The organism is Streptomyces diastatochromogenes, assembly GCF_002242805.1.
In the GTDB taxonomy this organism is placed as follows: Bacteria; Actinomycetota; Actinomycetes; order Streptomycetales; family Streptomycetaceae; genus Streptomyces; species Streptomyces diastatochromogenes.
In genome coordinates, this window is record NZ_MCGQ01000058.1 from 68,733 (window position 1) to 91,901 (window position 23,169).

16 protein-coding genes are annotated in these 23,169 nt (G+C 72.1%); 6 read left to right on the top strand and 10 right to left on the bottom strand.

Translation table 11 applies throughout. The annotated features are described in order from the left end of the window. Positions 1 to 30 precede the first annotated feature (30 nt). From BEK98_RS43980 to iolC, 5 genes are read right to left on the bottom strand one after another with little or no spacing between them, the layout of a single operon-like run. Entirely contained in the window at positions 31 to 1,521 is a 1,491-nt protein-coding gene (locus BEK98_RS43980) for a CoA-acylating methylmalonate-semialdehyde dehydrogenase (protein ID WP_094222455.1), read from the bottom strand. Between the two features lie 14 nt (positions 1,522 to 1,535). Further along, on the bottom strand, positions 1,536 to 3,419 hold the full coding sequence (gene iolD / locus BEK98_RS43985) for a 3D-(3,5/4)-trihydroxycyclohexane-1,2-dione acylhydrolase (decyclizing) (protein ID WP_094222456.1): 1,884 nt from the start codon (positions 3,417 to 3,419) through the stop codon (positions 1,536 to 1,538). Next, the gene (gene iolB / locus BEK98_RS43990) at positions 3,416 to 4,291 is read right to left on the bottom strand and encodes a 5-deoxy-glucuronate isomerase (RefSeq protein ID WP_094222457.1); all 876 of its coding nucleotides are present in this window, start codon (positions 4,289 to 4,291) and stop codon (positions 3,416 to 3,418) included. The genes iolD and iolB overlap by 4 nt, the downstream gene beginning before the upstream one ends. Continuing rightward, positions 4,288 to 5,160 (bottom strand): Cgl0159 family (beta/alpha)8-fold protein, encoded by an 873-nt coding sequence (locus BEK98_RS43995; protein WP_094222458.1) that lies wholly within the window; start codon positions 5,158 to 5,160, stop codon positions 4,288 to 4,290. Before BEK98_RS43995 ends, iolB begins: the two co-directional genes overlap by 4 nt. A 4-nt stretch (positions 5,161 to 5,164) precedes the next feature. After that, positions 5,165 to 6,133 carry a 5-dehydro-2-deoxygluconokinase gene (iolC, locus tag BEK98_RS44000; RefSeq protein ID WP_094222459.1) on the bottom strand — a complete coding sequence of 323 codons (969 nt, stop codon included), beginning with the start codon at positions 6,131 to 6,133 and terminating at the stop codon, positions 5,165 to 5,167. Between the two features lie 272 nt (positions 6,134 to 6,405). Here iolC and BEK98_RS44005 point away from each other — a divergent pair, with 272 nt between their 5' ends. Genes BEK98_RS44005 through BEK98_RS44015 form a run of 3 tightly spaced genes read left to right on the top strand, consistent with a single transcriptional unit; the run spans position 6,406 to position 9,941 of the window. Then, positions 6,406 to 7,020 carry an NADPH-dependent FMN reductase gene (locus BEK98_RS44005; RefSeq protein WP_094222460.1) on the top strand — a complete coding sequence of 205 codons (615 nt, stop codon included), beginning with the start codon at positions 6,406 to 6,408 and terminating at the stop codon, positions 7,018 to 7,020. A 7-nt stretch (positions 7,021 to 7,027) separates the two neighbouring features. Then, entirely contained in the window at positions 7,028 to 7,930 is a 903-nt protein-coding gene (locus tag BEK98_RS44010; protein WP_094222476.1) for a thioesterase II family protein, read from the top strand. Continuing rightward, positions 7,857 to 9,941 carry an ATP-binding protein gene (locus BEK98_RS44015; protein WP_167444416.1) on the top strand — a complete coding sequence of 695 codons (2,085 nt, stop codon included), beginning with the start codon at positions 7,857 to 7,859 and terminating at the stop codon, positions 9,939 to 9,941. The genes BEK98_RS44010 and BEK98_RS44015 overlap by 74 nt, the downstream gene beginning before the upstream one ends. A gap of 99 nt (positions 9,942 to 10,040) precedes the next feature. On the opposite strand, the gene BEK98_RS44020 is transcribed toward BEK98_RS44015, so the two are convergent. Together BEK98_RS44020 and BEK98_RS44025 are read right to left on the bottom strand one after the other, a co-directional pair. Continuing rightward, positions 10,041 to 12,998: a BTAD domain-containing putative transcriptional regulator gene (locus tag BEK98_RS44020; protein WP_094222462.1), complete on the bottom strand. Its 2,958-nt coding sequence runs from the start codon at positions 12,996 to 12,998 to the stop codon at positions 10,041 to 10,043. Positions 12,999 to 13,165: 167 nt separating this feature from the next. Next, the gene (locus tag BEK98_RS44025) at positions 13,166 to 14,770 is read right to left on the bottom strand and encodes an aspartate aminotransferase family protein (protein WP_094222463.1); all 1,605 of its coding nucleotides are present in this window, start codon (positions 14,768 to 14,770) and stop codon (positions 13,166 to 13,168) included. A 207-nt stretch (positions 14,771 to 14,977) separates the two neighbouring features. Between BEK98_RS44025 and BEK98_RS44030 the strand changes: the two genes are divergently transcribed. Then, positions 14,978 to 15,529: a flavin reductase family protein gene (locus BEK98_RS44030; RefSeq protein WP_094222464.1), complete on the top strand. Its 552-nt coding sequence runs from the start codon at positions 14,978 to 14,980 to the stop codon at positions 15,527 to 15,529. 174 nt (positions 15,530 to 15,703) lie between these two features. Further along, the gene (locus tag BEK98_RS44035) at positions 15,704 to 16,612 is read left to right on the top strand and encodes an NAD(P)-dependent oxidoreductase (protein WP_094222465.1); all 909 of its coding nucleotides are present in this window, start codon (positions 15,704 to 15,706) and stop codon (positions 16,610 to 16,612) included. A gap of 163 nt (positions 16,613 to 16,775) precedes the next feature. Here BEK98_RS44035 and BEK98_RS44040 read toward each other — a convergent pair whose 3' ends face one another. The 3 genes from BEK98_RS44040 to BEK98_RS44050 form a co-directional block, all read right to left on the bottom strand. Beyond that, positions 16,776 to 17,951, bottom strand: a complete 1,176-nt coding sequence (locus BEK98_RS44040) for an acyl-CoA dehydrogenase family protein (RefSeq protein WP_094222466.1) — start codon at positions 17,949 to 17,951, stop codon at positions 16,776 to 16,778. 114 nt (positions 17,952 to 18,065) lie between these two features. Next, on the bottom strand, positions 18,066 to 18,491 hold the full coding sequence (locus BEK98_RS44045; RefSeq protein ID WP_094222467.1) for a YybH family protein: 426 nt from the start codon (positions 18,489 to 18,491) through the stop codon (positions 18,066 to 18,068). Between the two features lie 94 nt (positions 18,492 to 18,585). Further along, positions 18,586 to 18,963, bottom strand: a complete 378-nt coding sequence (locus tag BEK98_RS44050) for a YybH family protein (RefSeq protein WP_094222468.1) — start codon at positions 18,961 to 18,963, stop codon at positions 18,586 to 18,588. Between the two features lie 253 nt (positions 18,964 to 19,216). Here BEK98_RS44050 and BEK98_RS49680 point away from each other — a divergent pair. Next, positions 19,217 to 23,169 (top strand): type I polyketide synthase (locus BEK98_RS49680; RefSeq protein ID WP_208643401.1); only part of this gene is annotated, 3,953 nt, incomplete at its 3' end.

Below are 23,169 nucleotides of genomic sequence, written 5' to 3' on the forward strand. Positions count from 1 at the left end.
GAGAAGCGGGCTTCGAGTTGATGTGGGAAGTCAGCTGGAGGTGGGGAAGTTGAAGCCTGCGGTCGTCTGCTGCTTGGGCTGGGGCCAGCGGGTGGTGATGACCTTGGGGCGGGTGTAGAAGCGGATGCCTTCGGGGCCGTGGATGGGGGAGTCGCCGATGAGGGAGTCCTTCCAGCCGCCGAAGGAGTAGTACGACATCGGGACGGGGACCGGGACGTTGATGCCGATCATGCCGACCTTGATGTTGCGTTGGAATCGGCGGGCGGCTTCGCCGGAGGCAGTGAAGAGTGCGGTGCCGTTGCCGTAGGGGTTGGCGTTGATGAGGTCGATGGCTTCGTCGAGGGTGTTGACGCGGATGATGGCGAGGACGGGGCCGAAGAGTTCTTCCTTGTAGGCGTCCATCTCGGTGGTGACGTGGTCGAGGAGGGAGGGGCCGGTGAAGAAGCCGTCCTCGTGGCCGTCGACCTTGAGTCCGCGGCCGTCGACGACGATCGTGGCGCCTTGGGTGTGGGCGGTGGTGACGGCGTTCTCGATGCGTTCCTGGGCGGCCTTGGTGACGAGGGGGCCCATCTCGGTGTCGGGGGCGTTGCCGGGGCCGACCTTGACTTCGCGGGCCTTGCGTTCCAGGACTGCGACGAGTGCGTCGGCTGCGTCGCCGACGGCGACGGCTATCGACACGGCCATGCAGCGTTCGCCGGCGGAGCCGTAGGCGCCGGCGGTGATGTGGTTGGCGGCGAACTCCAGGTCCGCGTCCGGCAGGACGACGGCGTGGTTCTTGGCTCCGCCCAGGGCCTGGACACGCTTGCCGTGTGAAGTCGCCTGTTCGTGGACGTACTTGGCGATGGGGGTGGAGCCGACGAAGGAGACGGCTTCGATGCCGGGGTGGGTGAGGATCGCGTCGACGGCGTTCTTGCCGCCGTGGACGACGTTGAACACGCCGTCCGGCAGGCCCGCGCGCTGGTACAGGTCGGCGACGAAGTTGGCGGCGGAGGGGTCGCGCTCGCTGGGCTTGAGGATGAAGGTGTTGCCGGTCGCGATGGCGATCGGGTGCATCCACAGCGGCACCATGGCGGGGAAGTTGAAGGGGGTGATGCCGGCGACGACGCCGAGGGGTTGGCGGAAGTTGTGGACGTCGATGCCGCGGGAGACCTGGTCGGAGAAGGATCCCTTGAGCACGTCGCCGAGGCCACAGGCGAACTCCACGACCTCCCGGCCGCGGACGATCTCGCCGCGTGCGTCGTCGACGGTCTTGCCGTGTTCGGCGGAGATGATCCGGGCCAGTTCCTCCTCGTGCTCCACGAGGAGCTGGCGGAAGGCGAACATGACCTGGGTGCGCTGGGTGAGAGAGGACTCGGACCAGGTTTCGAAGGCGGCCGAGGCCGCGGTGACGGCGATGTCCACATCAGCGGCACCGCCGAGGACGACCTGGGCCTGCTCGGCGCCGGTGGCCGGGTTGAAGACCGGGGCGGTGTCCTGGCCGGTGACCTCGGTGCCGTTGATCCAGTGGGGAATGGTGTTCACGGGAGCGGTTGTCCTTACAGGTAGTGGCGCTGGGTGTGCTTGTGGGCGGCGTAGGTCTCGTAGGCGGCTTGGGTGGTGTCGAGGGCTGATACCTCGCTGACGGGTACGTCCCACCAGCCGTGGCCGGGCGGGTTGGGTCCGTAGAGGTCGGTCTCGACGTGCACGACCGTTGTGCGGTCGGAGGCCTTCGCCTTCTCCATCGCGGAGCGGAACTCGTCGACGGTGGTGGCGTGCAGTACGTCTGCGCCCAGGGAGGAGGCGTTCGCGGCCAGGTCGACCGGCAGGACGTCGCCGTTGAGGTGGCCTGAATTCTCGTCCCGGTAGCGGTATTTGGTGCCGAACCGCTGTGAGCCCAGCGACTCCGAGAGCGAGCCGATGGATGCGAAGCCGTGGTTCTGGACAAGGACGATGATGACCTTCAGGCCTTCGGAGACCATGGTCACGATCTCCTGGGCCATCATCAGGTACGAGCCGTCACCGACCAGTACGACGACCTCGCGCGACGGGTCGGCCATCTTCGCGCCGACGCCGGCGGCTACTTCGTAGCCCATGCAGGAGTAGGCGTATTCGACGTGGTAGGCCTTCGGGTCCCTCGCCCTCCACAGCTGCTGGAGGTCGCCGGGCATGGAACCGGCGGCGTTGATGACCACGGCCCGGTCGTCCAGGACCTCGTTGAGCGCGCCCAGGATCTGCGTCTGAGCGGGCAGGTCACCCGTGTTGCGGTCCGGTGCGAAGCACTCGTTCTCGACCTCCCTTGTGTGGGCGATGAGTTCGCGGGTGCGGCGCCGGTAGGACTCTTCGACTTCCCAGTCGGCCAGTGCACCGGCGAGGGCCTGGATGCCGAGGCGGGCATCGGCGACCAGGGGCTCGGCCGAGTGCTTGACGGCGTCGAGGCGGGCGACGTTGAGGTTGACGAAGGTGACGTCGGGGTTGCCGAAGACGGTGTGGCTGGCGGTGGTGAAGTCGGAGTAGCGGGTGCCGATACCAAGGACGACATCGGCTTCCTTCGCCACCTCGTTCGCCGCGTATGAGCCGGTGGAGCCGATGCCGCCGACGGCGTAGGGGTGGTCCCAGGGCACTGCGCCCTTGCCCGCATGCGTGTCCGCGACCGGGATGCCGGTGGCCTCGGCGAACGCGCGCAGGGCGGTCTCGGCACCGGAGTACACGGTCCCGCCACCGGCCACGATCAGCGGCTTGCGCGCTGTGCGTAGCAGGGCGGCGGCCCGTTCGACGGCGCTGGGTTCCGGCACCGGGCGGCTCACATGCCAGACCCGGCGCCGGAAGAAGGAGACGGGCCAGTCGTAGGCCTCGGCCTGCACGTCCTGAGGCAACGCCAGCGTCACCGCCCCGGTCTCCACGGGATCGGTGAGCACCCGCATCGCGGCCAGCGCCGCCGGGATGAGCTGCTCGGGCCGCGAGATCCGGTCGAAGTACTTGGAGACGGCGCGGAAGGCGTCGTTGACGGTGACGTCTCCGCCTCGGGTGTCCTCCAACTGCTGGAGGACCGGGTCGGCGGCGCGGGTGGCGAACATGTCGCTGGGCAGCAGCAGGACCGGGAGCCGGTTGGTGGTGGCCAGAGCTGCACCGGTGATCATGTTCGTCGACCCCGGGCCGGTGGAGGCGGTGCAGGCGAAGGTGGCCAGTCGGTCGCGCATCTTGGCGTAGGCGACGGAGGCGTGGACCATGCCTTGCTCGTTGCGGGCGAGGTAGTAGGGCAGGTCGGCCTCGCGAGTGGTGGCCGCTTGCAGCAGAGCCTGGCCGATGCCGGCGACGTTGCCGTGCCCGAAGATGCCCCACACGCCCGGGATCAGACGCTGCTCCTGACCATCGCGCTCGCTGTACTGGTTGGCCAGGAAACGGACCAGGGCCTGTGCGGTGGTGAGTCGGACGGTGTTCATCGCTGGTCGATTCCTTCGAAGGGAAGCCGGTCGTCGACGTCCTGGGAGTCCCAGGTGGCCCGCACCCAGCCGTGGGCGGGGTCGTCGCAGATCAGCCAGGCGCGGTCCTGTCCGGGGCCGGCCATGACGTTGAGGTAGTAGAGGTCGTAGCCGGGCGCCGCGATGGAAGGTCCGTGCCAGCCGTGCGGGATCAGGACGGTGTCGCCGGAGCGGACCTCGGCGAGCACGTCGATCGGTCGGTCCTGGGTGCCGTAGACCCGCTGGTAGCCGAAGCCGTTCTCGCCGCCGGAGATCTCGAAGTAGTAGATCTCCTCAAGTTCTGACTCCTCGCCCGGGCGTGCCTGGTCGTGTTTGTGGGGTGGGTAGGAAGACCAGTTGCCGCCGGGCGTGAGGACTTCGCATACCAGGAGTTGTTCGGCGTCGAAGGTGCCGGGGAGGCAGTAGTTGTTGACCTGCCGCGAGCAGGCGCCGGCGCCGCGCAGTTCGACGGGGACGTCCTCCTTGCGCCCGTACCGAGCGGGCAGTGAGCTTCGCTCGGTACGGGCGGAGGGCAGTGCGAAGCGACCTCCGTGCGCGCTGCTGATCAGGGCCTCCGATTCGCGGGGGAGGTAGGCGAAGTCGGTGGCCGAGGCGAACACGCCTGTCCGTCCGGTGAGTTCGATGGCCTTGCCGTCCGTGGTGACGGTGCAGGAGCCCGTCAGCGGCAGGACCAGGAACTCGGAATCCCGGGTGGACAGGGCGTGTGCCTCGCCCGGCCTCAGGGTCAGGATCCTGAGGCCGGAGTATCCCCAGCCCGCCGATTCCGGCGTGACCAGAACCTCGTAGGGGCCGTCGGCCGAAGTCCCCTTGGGCTGGTGGTACTTGCTGCTCACAGCAGGCTCACCGCCCGGTCCACGGCACCGGCGACATCACCGTTCGACGGGTAGAGGAGGGAGCGGCCCACGACCAGGCCCTGCGCGGTGGGCTGCTTCAGGGCCTTGCCCCAGGACGCGAAGGCCGCGTCGGCATCCTTGACCTCGCCGCCCAGAAGCAGCGCGGGCAACGTGGAGGAGGCCAGGACGCGCTCCATGTCGTCCACGACCGGAAGCTTCAGCCAGGTGTAGGCGGTACGGCGGCCCAGGCCGGAGGCGATGGTGATGGACTTGATGACGGCGTCCGTGGAGAGGTCGTTGCGGATCTTCCCGTCCTGCCACACGGACATGAACGGCTCTACCATCGCCATGAGTTGACGGTCATTCAGTTCGTTGACCGCTCGGGCGGTGTCCACCAAGGCCGACGGAGTTGCCGCGTCAGACAGGGCGATACGCGTGAGCATCTTGCCGCCGTCGAAGCCCATCGCGGCGATGGTCTCGGCGTCGTAGCCGGTGAACCGGTCGTCGATCTCGAACACGGAGCCCGCGAGTCCGGCGCGGTTCATGGAGCCGAAGACACTCTTACCGTCCAGGACGCCGAGGAGGAGCAGGTCTTCGAGGATGTCGGCGGTGGCCAGCACACCGGTCACGCCGGGTCGGTCCAGGGCGATGCACAGGCGGTCGAGCAGCCGGGCGCGGTCGGCCATGGCGGTGGGATCGGAGCCCACGCCGTTGGCGCCGCGCGCCGGATGATCGGCGGCGATGATCATCGCCTTGCCGTGTTCGCCCAGCAGCGAGGTCGCCCTGACGCGGCGCGCGGCCGCCGCCGCGATGGCACCGGGATCACTGACCCGGGCATCCACGATCCGGGTCACATTGTCGGACAGCACGTCGTCACGCCTTTCGTTCGCTGGTGGCGAGGGATGCCTCGCGGAGCTTGGAGTTGACCTCGGTCTCGGTCGGCATGGCGTCGGAGCAGGCCAGCCGGCCCGCGACGATCGCGCCGGCCGCATTCGCGAAGGCGACCGTGCGGCGGGTGTCCCAGCCCGACAGCAGGCCGTGGCACAGCGCCCCGCCGAACGCGTCACCGGCACCCAGCCCGTTCACCACGTCCACCGGAACCGGCGCGATCTCGGTGGCCGAACCGTCCCGGTCCATCGCCAGCACTCCCTTGGGGCCCTGCTTCACGATCGCCAGCTCGACCCCGGCGGCCAGCAGCGCCTTCGCAGCGGCATACGGCTCGCGCTCACCGGTGGCGACCTCACACTCGTCGAGGTTGCCGACCGCGACCGTCGTATGGCGCAGGGCCTCGGCGTAGTACGCCCGCGCCGCAGACGGGTCCGCCCAGAACATCGGCCGCCAGTCGAGGTCGAACACCGTCGGACCCGACTTGGCCCGGTGCGCCAGCGCGCCCAGCGTGGCCGAACGGCTCGGCTCCTCACTCAGCCCGGTCCCGGTGACCCAGAAGATCCCCGCGTCCCGCACCGCCGCCAGGTCCAGCTCATCCGCACGGATGTCCAGGTCAGGAGCCTTCGGCAGCCGGTAGAAGTACAGCGGGAAGTCGTCCGGCGGAAAGATCTCGCAGAACGTCACCGGCGTCGGCGCGACGTCGGACGTGCCGACAAAGCCGCTGTCGACCCCGTACCCCTCCAGCGCCGCACGCACGAAGCCCCCGAATGGATCCCGCCCCGTCTTCGTGATCACCGCAGCCGAGTGCCCGTACCGCGCCGCGGCCACCGCCACGTTCGTCGGACTCCCGCCCAGGTACTTGCCGAACGACGTGACCTCCGCCAGCCCCACACCCGTCTGAAGCGGATACACATCCACCCCGACTCGGCCCATGGTCAGCACTTCGAACGACATCACGCTGGTTTCCCTTCGCTCCGACCGTCCCCGGAGGCGGTGGGGCCTGGGGCAGACGAATGATTAAAGCGTTTTAAGCGGGTGCTCTAAGGCGAGTACGATGCCGTCATAAAAATGTCATGTCAATAGGTTGTTGGTACGAGGCTTCCGTGACGGACAGCCGTAAGCGTCCGAAGCGCGACCGTAAGGAGACCCGAAGCGTTCCCGAAGGCATATGCCGCACAGTGGTCGAGGTGCTTGAGAACCGGACGATCGGGGCTGGAGGAGCGGGGATGGACGACGGCGACGACCGCCTGCGGCTGGTGATCCTCGTCGGCGCGGCCAGGGAGGGCCGCTTCGGGCTGGCGGCCGCCGAGTGGCTCGCGACCCGCGCCCGGCTGCGCAGCGACTTCGAGGTCGACGTCATCGACCTGGCCACGGCCTGGCTGCCGGACCTGATGACCGCCGACCCCGCGGTGCCGCGGCCGTCCGCCGTGCGGGACCTGTCCCCGTGGCTCGCCGCCGCCGACGCGTTCGCCGTGGTGACGCAGGAGCACCGCTCCGGCTACCCGGCGTCCCTGAAGAACGCGATCGACTGGTACGACAGCGAATGGCACGCCAAGCCCGTCGGCTTCGTCTGTTACGGCGGGCCGTCCGGCGGGCTGTGGGCGGTCGCCCAGCTCCGGCAGGTCTTCGCCGAGTCCCACGCGGTCACCGTCCCGGAGACCGTCAGCTTCGACAACTACCAGGAGCGCTGGGGTTCCGAGGGGCAGTTCCTCGACACCGAGGACTGTCGCCGGGACGCCCTCGCCATGCTCGACCGGCTCGACTGGTGGGCGCGTGCCCTGCGCCGGGCCCGTGCCCGTGAGCCGTACACGTACTCGTACCCCGCCCGCGCGGAGGAGTGACACATCCATGGACACCAGGTGGTTCCGGCGGTTCGGCGAGCCGCTGCCCGCGGCCTGTCGGCTGATCTGTTTCCCGCACGCGGGCGGCTCGGCCACCGCCTACGCCCCGCTGTCGCGGAAGCTCTCCGGGACACTCGACGTCCTCGCCGTCCAGTACCCGGCCCGCCAGGACCGGCGCGCCGAGCCGCCCGCGGACGGCATCCTCGGGCTCGCCGCCCGCATAGCCGAGGCGCTCACGCCGTACACGCGGCAGCCGTACGCGTTCTTCGGCCACAGCATGGGGGCGCTCGTCGCCTACGAGACCGCGCGGATGCTCGACGACGGATCCGTGCCGCCACCCGTGCGCCTGTTCCTGTCCGGGCGCGGCGCGCCCGGCCCGACACCGGACCCGCACGACCGGCTCCCGGACGACGCGGCCATCCTCGCTGCGGTCCGGAAGTTGGGAGGCACCGACGCCTCCGTGCTGGACGACCCGGAACTTCTCGACATGGTGCTGCCCGCGCTGCGCGCCGACTACGGGGCCCTCGCCTCGTACCGCTGGCAGCCCGGTCCCGCGCTGAACACCCCCGTCACCGTGCTCGTCGGCGATGCGGACCCGGTCGTACCGGTCGCGTCGGTGGCCGGCTGGGCACGGCAGACGCGACAGGACGACGAGGTTCTGGTCTTCGCAGGGGGCCACTTCTATCTGAGCGAGCGGCTGGACCAGGTGACCGCTGTCCTGAGGAGCCGCTTGAGTCCATCGACAGGGGGAAGCAGTGGAATTCCGGGTTCTGGGCCCGTTGGAGGCGTCGGCGGGGGAGCACAAGCTGGCCCTAGGGGGACACAAGCAGCGGGCGGTGCTGGGGCTGCTCCTGCTGCGGGCGAACCGGGTGGTGGCGACCAGCGAACTGCTGGGAGCGCTGTGGCCTGACGAGAACCGTCCCACCACCGCCCGGAAGATCGTGCAGAACGCGGTGTGGGGCCTGCGCGCCCTGTTCGCCGAGGAGAGCGCCGTGGACCGCGGCCCCGAACTGGTCACCCAGGCACCGGGATACGTGCTGCGGCTCGACCCCGAACAGGTGGACCTGCACCGTTTCAACCGCCGGGTCGCCGAAGGGCGCGCCCAGCTGTCCGGCGGCCGCCCCGCGGAGGCCGCCCGGCTGCTCGGTGCCGCGCTGGAGGAGTGGCACGGACCGGCGCTCGCGGACCTCGCCGAGGCGGGCACCGACTGGCCCGAGCTGACCGCGCTGAGCCAGCTCCGGCTGGACGTGATGGAGGACCGCTTCGAGGCCGAACTGCGCAGCGGCCACCACTACTCCGTCCTCGGCGAGCTGGTCTCCCTGGCCGAGGAGGAGCCGTTGCGGGAACGGCTGTGCGGCCAGCTGATGCTGGCCCTGTACCGCTGCGGCCGGCAGGCCGAGGCGCTCGACGTCTTCAGCCGGGTACGACGGGCCCTGGTCGAGGAGCACGGCCTGGAACCCTCCCGTGAACTCCAGCTGCTCCAGCAGAACATCCTCACCCACGATCCCGCGCTGGCCCCGCCGGCCACGGTCGCGCCCACGCCACCCGCCGTGCACACACGGCCCGAGCAGCCCGTATCACCCGTATCGCCCGCGCCGCCTCGGGCTGTCGCTGCGCGGGGCGAGGCGGCTCGGGCGGCCGTCCCGGAGCGGGTCGCGCACCGGGCACCGGCCCCGCACACCGAGCGCAGGTCGGTCGCCGTCCTGCTGGTCGGTGCCCGTACCGCCGAGACGTCCGCCGCCGGTCCGGGGGAGTCCCACACGCTGTACGACGCCGTGGCCGCGGTCGCCGACTGTGTCGAGGAGTTCGGCGGCACCGTCGCCGGGTCGCTCGGCCGGGTCTGGGTCGCGGTGTTCGGGCTGGACACCGACCGGGCCGAGGCAGCGCAGGGCGCGGTGCGCGCCGCGGTGGCCCTGCGCGCCCGGCTCAGCCAGGTCCCCGGGCCCCGCTGGCACGCGGTGGTGTCGGCGGGCGAGGCCCTCGTGCGCTGGAACCCCTACGACGGCGCCGCGCCCGTACGGGTCGTGGGCCGCCTCGTCGACGAGGCACGCACCCTGCTCGCCACGGTGCCGTCCGGCGCGATCCACCTCGACGGCGAGGCCGTGCAGGACACCGTGGGCCTGGTCCGGCAAGTGCCGACCGAACGGCCCCGGGTACGGGCCGTCGCCGGGCTGCGCACGGCCGGCGAGGCCGCCGCCCTGCCCGACCCGTCCGGCGGCTTCGAGGCCGAACTGGACATGGTGAAGGGCCTGTTGACCCGGTCCCGACGCCATGACGCCCCGCACCTGGTCACCATCCTCGGTGAACCGGGCGTGGGCAGGACCCGCTTCCTCGCCGACTTCGTCCGGAGCATCCAGGGCGAGGCGGTCCGGGTGGTGCGGGTGCGCGGCGGGGACCGGGCCTCGTGGACGCTGTGCGACGTGCTGCGGGCCTGCTGCGGACTGCCCCTGTCCGACACCGACGACCGCGGGCTCACCGACGTCGTGCACCGGGTCGCCGGACGCAGCGAGACCGCGGAACGGCTGCTGCGGCGGCTCAGCCCCGGCCGGCCGCACGACGCCTCCGACCAGGAGGCCGAGGCGTACGAGGCCTGGTGCGAGCTGCTGGTGCTGCTGGCCCGGGAACAGCCGCTGGTGCTGTGCGTGGACGACGCGCACGCCGCCGACGACGCCGTACTCGGCCTCGTGGAGAAGCTCGCGTCGCTGCCGCAGGACGTGCCGCTGCTCATCCTGGTGTGCGCCCGGCCCGGCGGCCTGCTGGCCCGCAGGCCCCTGTGGGGCAGCGGCCTGCGGCACAGCGTGACCCTCACCCTGCAGCGGCTGCCCGGTGCCGCCGCCGAGGTCTGGGCGGAGCGCCCCGAAGGAGCGCGGGGAACTGCGCGACCAGCCACGACGGCGCCGCAGAGGGTCGACGGCAGATAGCGCCTCACCGCAGCGGGCTTCACCCATCCTGCTCAGGGCCGGGGCCCGTCGAGTGTCTTCCAGACGATCGACGGGCCTCGGCCGAAGCAGTGCACGCGCTCATGCCGCGTCGCCGTCCGCCTCGGACAGGAACACCGACCGCAGCAGCCGGTCCAGCGCGTCCTCGGCGAGCGGCGCGAGGCGCAGGGTCATCGCCTGCTGCGCGACACCGGACCAGGCCGGCCGGGCGCCGAGCAGATCGTCGTGCGCACCGACCACGACCAGCAGCGGCGCGTCCGGGCAGTCGGCGCAGAGCTGCTCCACGGCGTCCAGCAGGGCGTCGTCCGCCTGGTGCAGGCCGTCCCAGATCAGCACCAGCGGCCCGCTGCGCGCGGCCGGCGCCATGAACCGGCGCCAGGCGGCCAGCAGCCGGTCCCGCTCGTCCGCGCCGCGGTGGCGCCCGGCGAGCAGCGACCGCAGCGCGGGCAGCAGTTCGGCGGCGGTGCCGGCGTCGGCGAGCCCGCGTAGCGCGGAGGCGAGTTTGCGGTCGGCCGTCGCGGGATCGTCCTGGCGGGTGATGCCGCAGCAGGCGGCCAGCATCTCGGTCGGTACGGCCAGCACGTCGCCGCCCGCGGTGACCGTGCCGTTCAGGACCCGTACCGGGTCGGGGGCGGTCTCGGCGATCCTGCGGTGGAACTCCATCAGAAGCCGGGTGCGGCCGAGGTCCGAGTGACCGAGAACGGAGATCAGGTGCGGGGTGGAGCGCTGCCGGGCCCGGCTCAGGAAGCCGGTCATCAGGTCGAGTTCGGAGTCCCGCTCGCAGCAGGGGCCGTCCCCCTCGGCGCCGGGCCGGAGCGCGCGCACCTGCCAGGTCGCGGTCGCGGCGGACAACCGGTGGTAGCTGATGGCGCCCTCGGTACGGCTCCGGGTCTCGTCGCAGACATGGATCTCGGCCGACGGGGTCAGGCACAGCATCGCCTCGCAGGTGTCGACGAGTTCACCGCTGATCCAGGGATCGTCGCCGGCCGCGCCGGAGGACGGCCAACGGCACACGTACGCCGTCCCCGTCGTCACCGCCGCGTGCACCGACAGCCCCTTGATCACCGAGGTGGGCGGGGCGAGCGGCGAGGCGGGGATGCTCAGGCAGTCCCGGATCGCGAGCCCCGCCCGCACGGCCCGCTCCGCGCAGCCGTCCCGGCCGGGCTCCTCCTCGAACAGGCTGAGCAGCACGGACCCTATCGACCAGGCCGCGCACCCGCCCGACTTCTCGATCTCCTCCCGCGCCAGTTCGCACACGGTGTCCAGGACACGGTCGATGTCCCCGGCCGGCAGATCGTCGAACTCCGTACCCAGACCGAAGCGGATCATCAGGACAGAGCCGGACCGGTAGGCACCGCCTCGGCTGTCGGGTGAGGTGCCGGTCCCGGTGCGGGAAGGGTCTCCCACCGGGGGTACGGCGGTGACGGCGGTCGGCGGGGGAGCAGCGCCCGGGGTGGGGGCCGGTCCGTTCGCCGGCGCGGCGTCGTGCAGGGGGCCGGGGGCGGTGCGAGGGGCGGTGGGCGGGCTGGGGGCTGCTCCGGTGCGTGGTCCGAGGGCCGATCCGGTGTCTGGCCCGGGGGTTGCTCCGGTGGCCGGCGCACGGGGTGTTCCGTAGTCCGGCCAAGGGGTTGCTCCGAAGCCGAGGTCGGCGGCGGCTCCGGTGCCTGGGGTGCCCGGTGCTTCGGAGCCCAGGGCGGGCTCCGCTCCACGGGTGGGAAGGAAGGCGGGGCCAGGTCCGATGGTGGGTCCGGCGTTCGGTTTGATGACGGGCACGGGGCTCTGCACGGATGCCGGTTCGGCGCCTTGGGCGGGATCCGGCCGGGTGCCCCGGCCCCAATCCGGTCCGGTGCCTTGGGTGGGTGTCGGTCCGGTGTCCTGAATCCAACCGGGTGCGGTGCCTTGGGTGGGTGTCGGTCCGGTGTCCTGAGCCCAGCCCGGTCCGGTGCCTTGGGTGGGTGTCGGTCCGGTGTCCTGAATCCAACCCGGTCCGGTGCCTTGGGTGGGTGTCGGTCCGGTGTCCTGAGCCCAGCCCGGTCCGGTGCCTTGGGTGGATGCCGGCCCCGTGCCCCGGGCCCAATCTGTTCCGGTGCCCTGGGCCCAACCCGGTCCGGCGTCCACGCCGGAAGCCCATCCCGGTGCCGGAGCCAGACCGTTGCCCGAGACAGGGGCAGGGGCAGGGGCTGTTCCCGGGCCGGCGCCGTACGGTAAGGAAGCCGGGGCGGTGCCGTGGGCGAGGGTCGGCGGGGAGTCCGGGCCGGTGCCGTACGGCGGGCCGGGCAGGTTCAGTTGGGGGTCCTGGGCGAGGATGGCCGACTGGAGGCGCTGCATCTCGCGGCCCGGCTCCAGACCGAGGCCCTCGACGAGGGCGGTGCGGATGCGGGCGTAGACGTGCAACGCGTCGGCCTGGCGCCCGCTGCGGTACAGGGCGAGCATCAACTGCCCCGAGGCCCGCTCGCGCAGCGGCTCGGCCCGGACGAAGGCGTCGAGGTCGCGCAGGACCGATTGATGCTGGCCGCACAGGAGTTCGACCTCGAAGCAGTCCTCCATGACGTCGAGCCGCTTCTGCTCCAGCCCCGCCAGCTCCGGCCACACCGTGCCGGCCTCGGCGAGATCCGCCAGGGCGGGGCCGCGCCACAGCGCGAGCGCCTCGCGCAGCGCCCCGCGGGCCCGGGCGGGTTCGCCGGTCAGCAGGGCCGCCCGGCCCTGTGCCGCCAGCCGCTCGAACCGCAGCAGGTCGATCCGTTCCGGCGGCACCCGCACCACATATCCGGGCGCCTGGGTCACCAGCTGTGCCGCCTGCGCCTCGCCCGGCACGGCGAGCGTCCGGCGCAGCCGCCAGATCGCGTTCTGCAGGATCTTGCGTGCCGTGCCCGGCACCCGGTCCGCCGGCCACACCGCCGACAGCAGGCGCCGGGTGGGCACCACCTCGCCCGCGTGCAGCAGCAGATAGGCCAGTGCCGCGCGCTGCCGGGTGCCGCCGAGAGCGACCAGCCCCGACGGCCCCTCCACCTCGAGTGGTCCCAGTAGACGGAACTCCATGACGTCTCCCCCGTTTCCTCCCTCGGCCCGGTCGTCACCCGACCCGGACCGATCATGTCAATCCCTGTGTTCCCAAAGGACGGTAACGTCAATGCAATGAGATCGGCCGGGCGGTCACTGGCGCCGAGGTGCGGGCACGGACCGGGGTCGCTGCCGGTGTCCGGGGGTCAGCCGGCCACCGCTCCCGCCAGCCGGGTGCCGTCCCCGTCGCGCAGCAGCCGGCACACGTCCCGCAGGCCCGCCTCCAGCTGCGCGATCTCCTCGTCCGAGACCTGTACGGACGGCTCGAAGCGCAGCGTCTCGACCGCACTCGCCGTCGGGAAGGTGCGCACCCCGTGCACGTGCAGCAGGTGGCCGGCCAGGAAGTAGCCGAACAGTCCGCTGACGGCCAGCGAACGCACCGACTCGGAGGCGGAGCCGCTCTGGTCGTGGAACTCCAGTCCCAGCATCAGTCCCTTGCCCCGGACCTCCTTCACCACCTCGGGGAAGTCGGCGCGGACGGACTCCAGCACCGCCCGCAGGGCCGCACCGCGCTCCACGGCCCGGCGGTAGCCCGCCCCTCCGTCGGCCTCCAGCAGTTCCAGCACCTTCAGGGCGATGGTGCAGGAGAAGCTGTCCTTGGCGAAGGTCGAGCTGTGCACGATCTCGAACTCCCGCCGGTAGCGGGCCTCGCGCACCAGCATCACCGACGTCTTGGCCAGCCCGCCGCCGAGCGTCTTGGCCAGCGTGTAGTAGTCGCCCACCAGGCCGGTCTGCGCCGAGGCGAGCAGCGTGCCCGTACGCCCCATGCCGCTCTGGATCTCGTCCACGATCAGCGGGACGTCGGTCTCCGCGCAGAACTGCTGGATCGCCTCCGCGAACTCGGCGCCGAGCACCCGTATGCCGCCCTCGCCCTGGATCGGCTCCACCAGGAAGGCGCAGAACACCGGGAACTCCCGCTCCATGACGTCCACGTGGCCGTCCGTCACCTCCAGGGCGTGCACGACGCCCCGTTCCTGTGCGTGGATCTCCTTCAGCACCTCGGGCCGGTCCCGCGGCACGAACCGCGCCTGCGCGGCGAGCGCCTGGAACGGCGTACGGTAGGCCGCGTTGTGGGTGAGCTGCACGCTCAGGCCCAGCTTGCCGTGGAAGCCGCCCTCCAGCGCCAGGAACAGCGGCGGCCGGTTCAACCGGGCCGTGTTCTCGGCGGTGAGGCGTGCCGTCAACTCGGCGAGGGCGGCGGCCGTCCCGGCTCCCGTGGGGATCCCGAAACGGGTGCGGACCCGGGCCGGCAACTCGGCCTCCCCGGCGGCGACCGCCGCCCGTGCCCGGTCCGCCGAGCGCTCCAGTTCCTCGCGCAGCGCGGCGATCCGCAGTACCCGGTCCAGTTCGGCATGCTTGACGGCGGCCTCCACGGCCTCCGCCCCGGTGTTGGCGAAGATGGCGAAGTAGGGCTCCGTGGAGCCGAGTTCGCGGTGCACGATCCGGTTCAGCTCGGCGGCGAGACGGTTGGCGTAGGGGTGCCGGGAGAACTGCGCGTGCACGGGCGTGCCCGCGTCGAGCAGCTCCCGGGCGCAGGCGACCAGGTCAGGGTGGTTGTGGCCGAGCAGCACCGAACCGTAGCCGCCGGCGAAGTCGGCGACCGGGATCTCGCCGCCGTCCTCGCCGCGCCGGTACAGCGTGTTGCCCTCGGCCCGCACGTACTCGACGGCCAGCCCGGCCGTGCCCAGCACTTCCCGCAGATACGGCTCGGCCAGTTCCGGGCCCTCGGCCGCGGAGTTCTTGGTGTCCATGGGTTCAGATTGCGCCGTTCTGGTCAACGGCCGGTCATCGGCGGCTCTTCGGCCGGCCCCGAGCACAGGTGAGCGACGGGCGGGAGCAGGCGATTACCGGCGGATGACGGGCTGCCGGATTCCCGACGGTACGTTGACGAAAGCGGGCCCTGGTCGGCCAACGGCAGGGCCTGAGAGCGCCCCGCGAAAAGGATCGGAGAATACGGAATGAATTCCGCGCCCGCTGACCTCGACGCCCTGTCCGCCTCCCCGCCCGCCCTCGACGCGGTGACTCCCGCCGTGCTGCGCACCGTGATGGCGCGCTTCGCCACCGGAGTCACCGTGATCACCGTGGGCGGCGCACAGCTGCACGCGATGACGGCGAACGCCTTCAGCTCGGTGTCCCTCGAACCGCCCTCGGTGCTGTGCAGCGTGGGACACAGCGCGGTGATGCACGGCGCGCTCTCCTCGGCGGGACGCTTCGCCGTCAACATACTCGGCGCCGAACAGGAGGACCTGGCCCGGCACTTCGCGAACAGCAAGCGCACCCTGGGCGCCGCCCAGTTCGACGGGGTGGCCTGGACCCCGGGCCGGCACACCGGCGCCCCGCTGCTGGGCGGTGCGCTGGCCTGGCTGGAGTGCGAGCTGACGGACGCGCACGCCTCCGGTGACCACACCATCTTCATCGGCACCGTGCTCGGGGCGGGGCAGGTCGCCGAGGGCGGAGGGCTGCTCTTCGTCGACGGCCGGTTCGGCCGGGTGGCACCCGCCGCCGAATGACCCCGTTTTCCCGGGCGCACGGGCCGGGAATCCGCTCGCCCGTTATGGCTGCCGTTCCCGTGAACCGCCGATGACCGGGCCCAGACCGGGGAATTCCCCGAGGGTGAACCGTCCGTTCGCCGCCCTTGTTTTGATGACCCGGCGCATTTTCCACGTCGAGGAAACGGAGTCTTCATGGCGGACAAGGATCGTTCACCGGTGACCGTCATCGGTCTGGGACTGATGGGCCACGCGCTGGCAGCCGCGTTCCTGAAGGGAGGGCATCCGACCACGGTGTGGAACCGCTCGGCCGGCAAAGTGGACGAGTTGGTGGCGCAGGGCGCGCTGCGTGCCGCCACACCTGCCGAGGCGGTCACGGCCGCCGAGCTGATCGTCGTGTGCGTGTCGGACAACGACGTCCTGCACGCCGTACTGGACCCGGTGACCGACCGGCTGGCGGGCCGGGTCGTGGCCAACCTGACCTCCGGCTCCTCCGACCAGGCCCGCGCGAACGCGGACTGGGCCCGCCGGGCGGGCTTCGACTACCTCGACGGCGCGATCATGACCGTACCGGCCGGCGTGGGCGCCGAGGACTCGGTGTTCTTCTACGCCGGGCCCGAGCGGGCCTACGCACGGCACGCTCAGACGCTGCGGCTGCTCGGCGGCGGCACCACCCACCTCGGCGAGGACCACGGCCTCGCACCGCTGTACGACGTGGCGCTGCTCGGCATGATGTGGGGCACGCTGAACAGCTTCCTGCACGGCGCGGCCCTGCTGGAAACCGCGGACGTCAAGGCGTCGGAGTTCCTGCCCTGGGCGGTCAAGTGGGTGGACGCCGTCAAGCTGTTCGCCACCGACTACGCGGGGCAGATCGACGCCGGGGACGGTGCCTACCCCGCCCGGGACGCGACGCTGGAGGTGCACTTCGGCGCACTGGCGCACCTGCTGCACGAGAGCCGGTCGCAGGGCGTCGACGCCGAACTGCCGCGCTTCGTGCACACCCTGATGGAACGCGCCATCGCCCGGGGCCTCGGCGGCCACAGCTACGCCGCGATGACCGAGCTGTTCCGCGGCCCGGAGCACAGCTCGCCGAAGCAGCCGTAGCCCGGACACGGCAAGGGCCCGGACCGCGGAAAGCGGTCCGGGCCCTTCGGCGTGCCGGCGCGGGGGACACCGCACGCCCGCACGGGGACCGCCGCACCGGTCCCCGTCGTCGGGACGGCCCTCGCCGGATCGGCGGCCGGATCAGCGGAGGGCCGGAGGAAGGTCAGAGGAAGTACGTGCCGGGCTCAAGCCCCATCAGCACCCGGCCCTGCACCTCCAGATTCGCCCCGAGCTGGACCAGGGCGTGCAGGGAGAAGCCCTGGATGTCACGGTGGAAGCGCTGCAGGTCCACCTCGGTGCGGATCACCGAACCGCCGCTGGCCGCGTACAGCGACTCGACCGCCTCCTTGGCCAGCTGACCGGCGTACGCCGTGCGGCCCCGGATGACGGCCTTCTCCTCGTCGGTGGGCTGCTCGCCGGCGTCGGCCCCCCGCTGGAGCACCGCCAGGCAGCGCTCGTTCAGCGCCCGGGCGGCCTCGATCTTGTTGGCGGCGACGGCCAGGTGCTGCTGGGTGACCGGGTGTTCGCGCTGGTCGGTCCAGTCCGTGTAGGTGATGCCGCGGCCGGGCACCCGCTCCAGGAACAGCTCGTACGCGCCCTGGGCGATGCCGGTCAGGGCCGCCGCCACGTTGGTGAGGATGTAGCCCAGCAGACCGTAGTTGCGACCCGTCGCCCCGGTGTTGGCGCGGTCACCGGTGGCGCTGACCATCGCCTCCTCCAGCGGCACCGTGCGGTACGCCGGTACGAACAGGTCGTCGGCCGTGACCGTGACGCTGCCGGTGCCCGCACCGGAGGAGACCTGCCAGTCGTCGTCCAGGGTCAGCTCACCGGTCGGTACGAGCGCGACCAGCTCCTGGTGCGAGCCGTCCGGCTGCTCCACGACGCCGGCCAGCAGATCCCAGTCGGCCCCGCGCACCCCAGAGTTGAACCGCCAGGTACCGGTGAGCCGGTAGCCGCCCTCCACCGGCCGCAGCGTCCCGGTCGGCGCGAACACGATCGACACCCGGGTGGAGCCGCCGGCGAAAACCTCCTCCTGGGCCCGGTCGGGATAGAGGCTGACGCACCAGGCGCTGGTCAGCCACACCATGGTCAGCCAGCCCGTGGACGGGCAGCCGCGCGCCACCTCGGACACCACCCGAGCCTGCTGGGCCGCGTCCAGGTCGAGCCCGCCGTAGGTCCTCGGCACCGCGGCGCGGAAGACCCCGGCCTTCTCCAGCAGCTGGATGTTCTCCTCGACGATCCAGCGGCGCCGTTCGCTCTCCTGCCCGTTGTGGCGCAGGGCCGGTACGGCGGCGCGCACCCCGTCGAGGACGGAGGCGAGTTCTTCTTCGGTGGCCATGGGTCTTTCTCCTCGTCACAACGGTTCAGGAAAACTGCGCGTTCAGGCCGGGGCCCGGCGGTGTGCCCCCGGGAAGTCGCCTTCCCGGGGGCACACCGCGCCTCGGGATTCCGCCTACTCCGCCACCAGGCCGGTGGCGGCCACCGGACGGTCGATGGACATCAGCCAGCGGCCGTCCTCGCCCCGCCGCAGGACGTCGGTGCAGACGCCCTCCAGATGGACCGGCTCGCCGTTCTCACCGGTGGTGTCGATGCTGTACTTCACCCCGATCAGGGCGACGTCCCCGGCGACGTACGCGTGCGTGACCTCCGCCTTGAGCGAGGGCTTCGGGGCCAGGAACTCCTTGAAGAACGCCAGCCGGGCCGCACCGGTGAGCGGCTCGCCGGAGAAGTTGGAGATCGAGTCCTCGAGGTACAGGCGGTTGAACAGCGCCCCGTCACCGGAGTTGAACGCCTGCAGGAAGATCTCGTTCTGTATCTCGGTGTTGTCGGTGAGGTCGGGGTTCTCGGGGTCGAAGTCGGTACTGAAGTCGAAGGCCATGGGACCGGCCCGCCTCTCTGTGGGATGAGTGCGACGGAAGGGACGTGAGGTGCGCCGAGCGCGCCGCGGCGCGTCGTGGGCGGGGTGCGGCGGGTCAGTCCTGGCCGTACGGGTCGTCCACCGCGTAGCGCCAGATGCCGTCCTCGCCGAGCCGCAGGACGTCCACGCCCGTGCCGGTCAGGCGCTCCGGGGCGCCCTGGTCGTCGACCGTGTCGATGACCCAGTCGACGATCAGCAGCGCGGTGTCGCCGGTCACGAACGACTGCCGGGTCGTCGTGGAGATCTTCGGCCTGCGGGCGAGGAACTCCCGCTGGTAGTCCCGCCGGGCCTGGCCCGTGAGCGGCTCTCCGGGCTCCCAGACCGCCACTGCCTCTTCCGTGTAGAAGGCGTCCAGGGTCTCGAAGTCGCCGGCGTTGAATGCCTCGACGTATTGCGCGGTGTGCTTTTCCAGGTTCTCCAGCAGCTGAGACATGGGAAGAGTCGACCTGCCTTCTCGGTAGTCGGCGTCCGGGAATTTCCGCTACGGAAACTATGCGGTGCTGCTCTGCACCGGCCCATCGCGCGGTAATCAACCGGCCTCGCCGTAAACAGAATTACTGGATTGAGGGCGATTACTGAGGGGCGGGTGAGAATCCCCTGCCTACGATCGGCCCGCCCGGTGCGCCACACGCTCTGGAGAGTCCCGGCAGGTCTTGGCAATTCCGTCGGAAAGGCAGTCGAGCACGATGACGAATCAGCACCAGTCCGAATCCCCCTTCACCCGCGGCGAGGCGGAGGCGATCGCGGTCGTCGGACTGTCCTGCCGCCTGCCCGGTGCCGACGGCCCCGAGGCGTTCTGGGAGCTGCTGCGCACCGGCACCGACGCCATCACGCCACCCCCCGAGGGCCGGCTGCGGTCCGCGGCCGACGAGAGCGCACCCGGGGCGCCCGGGGACACTGCGCCCGGCACGCGCCGCGGCGGCTTCCTCGACCGCGTCGACACCTTCGACGCCGCCTTCTTCGGCATCGCCCCGCGCGAGGCCGTCACCATGGACCCGCAGCAGCGGCTCGTGCTGGAACTCGCCTGGGAGGCGCTGGAACACGCCGGCATCGTGCCCGCCGCGCTGCGCGGCAGCCGCACCGCTGTGTTCGTCGGCACCCTGCGCGACGACTACGCCGCCCTCCTCTACCAGCACGGCGCCGCCGCCGTCACCCAGCACACCATGGCCGGGGTCAACCGCGGGGTCATCGCCAACCGGGTGTCCTATCACCTCGGGCTCCAGGGCCCCAGCCTCACCGTGGACTCGGCCCAGTCCTCCTCGCTGGTCGCCGTCCACCTCGCCTGCGAGTCGCTGCGGGCCGGCGAGGCGGACGCGGCGATCGTCGCGGGCGTCAACCTCAACCTGCTCGCGGAGAGCGCGGTGGCGCAGGAGCGGTTCGGCGGCCTGTCCCCGGACGGCACCACCTACACCTTCGACGCCCGCGCCAACGGCTTCGTCCGCGGCGAGGGCGGCGCCGCCGTCGTCCTCAAGCCGCTGTCCCGCGCCCTCGCCGACGGCGACCCGGTCCTCGCCGTCGTCCGCGGCAGCGCCGTCAACAACGACGGCTCCACCCCCGGCCTCACCGTCCCCGGTCAGGCCACCCAGGAACAGGTGCTGCGCGAGGCGTACGAGCGGGCCGGCGTCGACCCCGCCCAGGTGCAGTACGTCGAACTCCACGGCACCGGAACCCCGGTCGGCGACCCGATCGAGGCCGCAGCACTCGGCGCGGTGCTCGGCGGCGACCGGGCCGGTGGGGCGCCGCTCCGGGTCGGCTCGGTGAAGACCAACATCGGCCACCTGGAAGGCGCGGCGGGCATCACGGGCCTGGTCAAGACCGTGCTGGCGGTCAGCCGCCGCGCCCTGCCGCCGAGCCTCAACTTCGCGACGCCGAACCCGGCCGTCCCGCTCGCCGACCTGGGCCTGGAAGTCCAGCGCGACCTCTCGGCCTGGCCCGTGCCCGACCGGCCGCTGATCGCGGGCGTGTCGTCCTTCGGCATGGGCGGCACCAACGCCCACGTGGTGCTCCAGGAGGCACCGGCCACGACACCGGAGACGGCCGAACAGCCCGCCGAGTCCGGTGCCGCGCTGCGGCCCTGGCTGGTCTCGGCCCGCGGCGACGACGCCCTGCGGGCCCAGGCGGGGCGGCTGAGGACCGCCGTCGAGGGCGGGACCGCCCCGCGTCCCGTGGACGTCGGCTGGTCGCTGGCCGCGACCCGGACGGCCTTCGCGCACCGCGCCGTCGTCCTCGGCGCCGACCGGGACGCCATGCTGGCCGGGCTCGACGCGCTCGGCGCAGGTACGGCCGCGGCCCACGTCGTCACCGGAACCGTCCGGTCCGGCCGGACCGCGCTGCTGTTCACCGGGCAGGGCGCCCAGCGCCTCGGCATGGGCCGCGAACTGCGCGCCGCCTTCCCGGAGTTCGCCGCCGCCTTCGACGAGGTGTGCGCCGTACTGGATCCGCTGCTGGACCGCCCGCTCGCCGAGGTGATCGACTCCGGCGACGGCCTGGACGACACCGGGTACACCCAGCCCGCGCTGTTCGCCGTCGAGGTCGCCCTGCACCGGCTGCTGGCCTCCTGGGGGGTGACCGCCGACCTGGTCGCCGGCCACTCCATCGGCGAGATCGCCGCCGCGCACGTCGCGGGCGTGCTGTCCCTGCCGGACGCCGCCCGACTGGTGGCCGCTCGCGGCCGGCTGATGCAGCGACTGCCGTCCGGCGGTGCCATGGTCGCCGTCGAGGCCGCCGAGGACGAGGTGCTGCCGCGGCTCGCGGAGCACGCGGACGAGGTGGCCGTCGCCGCCGTCAACGGGCCCCGCTCCGTCGTGCTGTCCGGCACCGAGGAGCACGTCACCCGGATCGCGGAGCAGCTCGCCGGTGACGGTCGCCGCACCCGCCGGCTGACCGTCTCGCACGCCTTCCACTCCCCGCTGATGACCCCGATGCTGGAGGACTTCCGCCGCGTCGTCGCCGGACTCACCTTCCACGAGCCGCGCATCCCGGCCGTGTCCACGGTGACCGGCCGTCCGGTCGAGCCCGGCCGGTGGACGTCCCCCGACTACTGGGTCGAGCAGGTGCGCCGCCCGGTCCGGTTCCTGGACGCCGTACGCGCCCTGGCCGCCGAGGGCGCGGTGACCTTCCTGGAGCTGGGCCCCGACGCCGTCTGCGCACCCATGGCGGCCGACTGCCTGCCGGACACCGAGGCGGCGCTGCCGCTGGCCATGCTGCGCGCCGGCCGGCCCGAGCCGCGCACCCTGCTCACCGCGCTCGCCACGGCGTTCGTACGCGGCACGGACATCGACTGGACGGCCGTCCACGCCGGCACCGGCGGCCGACGCGTCGCCCTGCCCACCTACGCCTTCCAGCGCGAGCCCTACTGGATCACCGGCACCGCCCGCACCGCTGCCCTCCCCGCCGAGACCCCGTCGGCGGCAGCCGGGCCCGCGGCCCGGCCGGCACCGGCCGCGCTGCCCGGCGCCGACACCACGGCCCTCGTCCTCGCCCGGATCGCCGCGGTCCTGGAGTACCCCGACGGCCGCCGGGTCGAGGCCCACAGCACCTTCAAGGACCTCGGCTTCGACTCCCTGATGTCGGTCGAGCTGCGCAACGCGCTGTCCGCCGCCACCGGCCTGCGGCTGCCCAGCGGCCTCCTCTTCGACCACCCCACCCCGGCCGCCCTCGTCGACCACCTCGACACCCTGCTGACCGGAACCGAACAGGACGAGGACGAACTGCCCCCGGCCGCCGAGTCCGACGAGCCGATCGCCATCGTCGGCATGGCCTGCCGCTACCCGGGCGGGATCGGCTCCCCGGAGGACCTGTGGCGGCTGGTCGCCGAGGGCGGAGACGCCGTCTCCGGCTTCCCCACCGACCGCGGCTGGGACCCCGGCCTCCACGACGGCGACGCCACCGCGAGCGGCCACAGCACCGTCCGCGAGGGCGGATTCCTGCACGACGCCCCCCTCTTCGACAACGAGTTCTTCGGCATCTCGCCCCGCGAGGCCCTCGCCATGGACCCGCAGCAGCGCCTGCTGCTGGAGACCGCCTGGGAGGCCATGGAGCGGGCCGGCCTGGACACCGCCGCCCTGAAGGGCACCCGCACCGGCGTCTTCGTCGGCGCCACGGCCCTGGAGTACGGGCCCCGGATGCACGAGGCCCCGGACACCGTCGAGGGCCATGTGCTGACCGGCACCACTCCGAGCGTCCTGTCCGGCCGTATCGCCTACCAACTGGGCCTGATCGGCCCGGCCGTGACCGTCGACACCGCCTGCTCCTCGTCGCTCGTCGCCCTGCACCTGGCGATCCGGTCCCTGCGCTCCGGCGAGACCACCCTCGCCCTGGCCGGCGGCGTCACCGTGATGTCCTCGCCCGGCATGTTCGTGGAGTTCTCCCGGCAGCGGGGCCTGGCCCCGGACGGCCGGTCCAAGTCCTTCGCCGCGGCGGCCGACGGCACCTCCTGGTCGGAGGGTGTCGGACTGCTCGTGGTGGAGCGCCTGTCGGACGCGCGCCGCAACGGCCACCGGGTGCTCGCGGTGGTGCGGGGCAGCGCCGTGAACCAGGACGGCGCCAGCAACGGACTGACGGCGCCGAACGGCCCGTCCCAGGAGCGGGTCGTCCGCCAGGCCCTGCACGACGCGCATCTCGGTCCGGCGGATGTGGA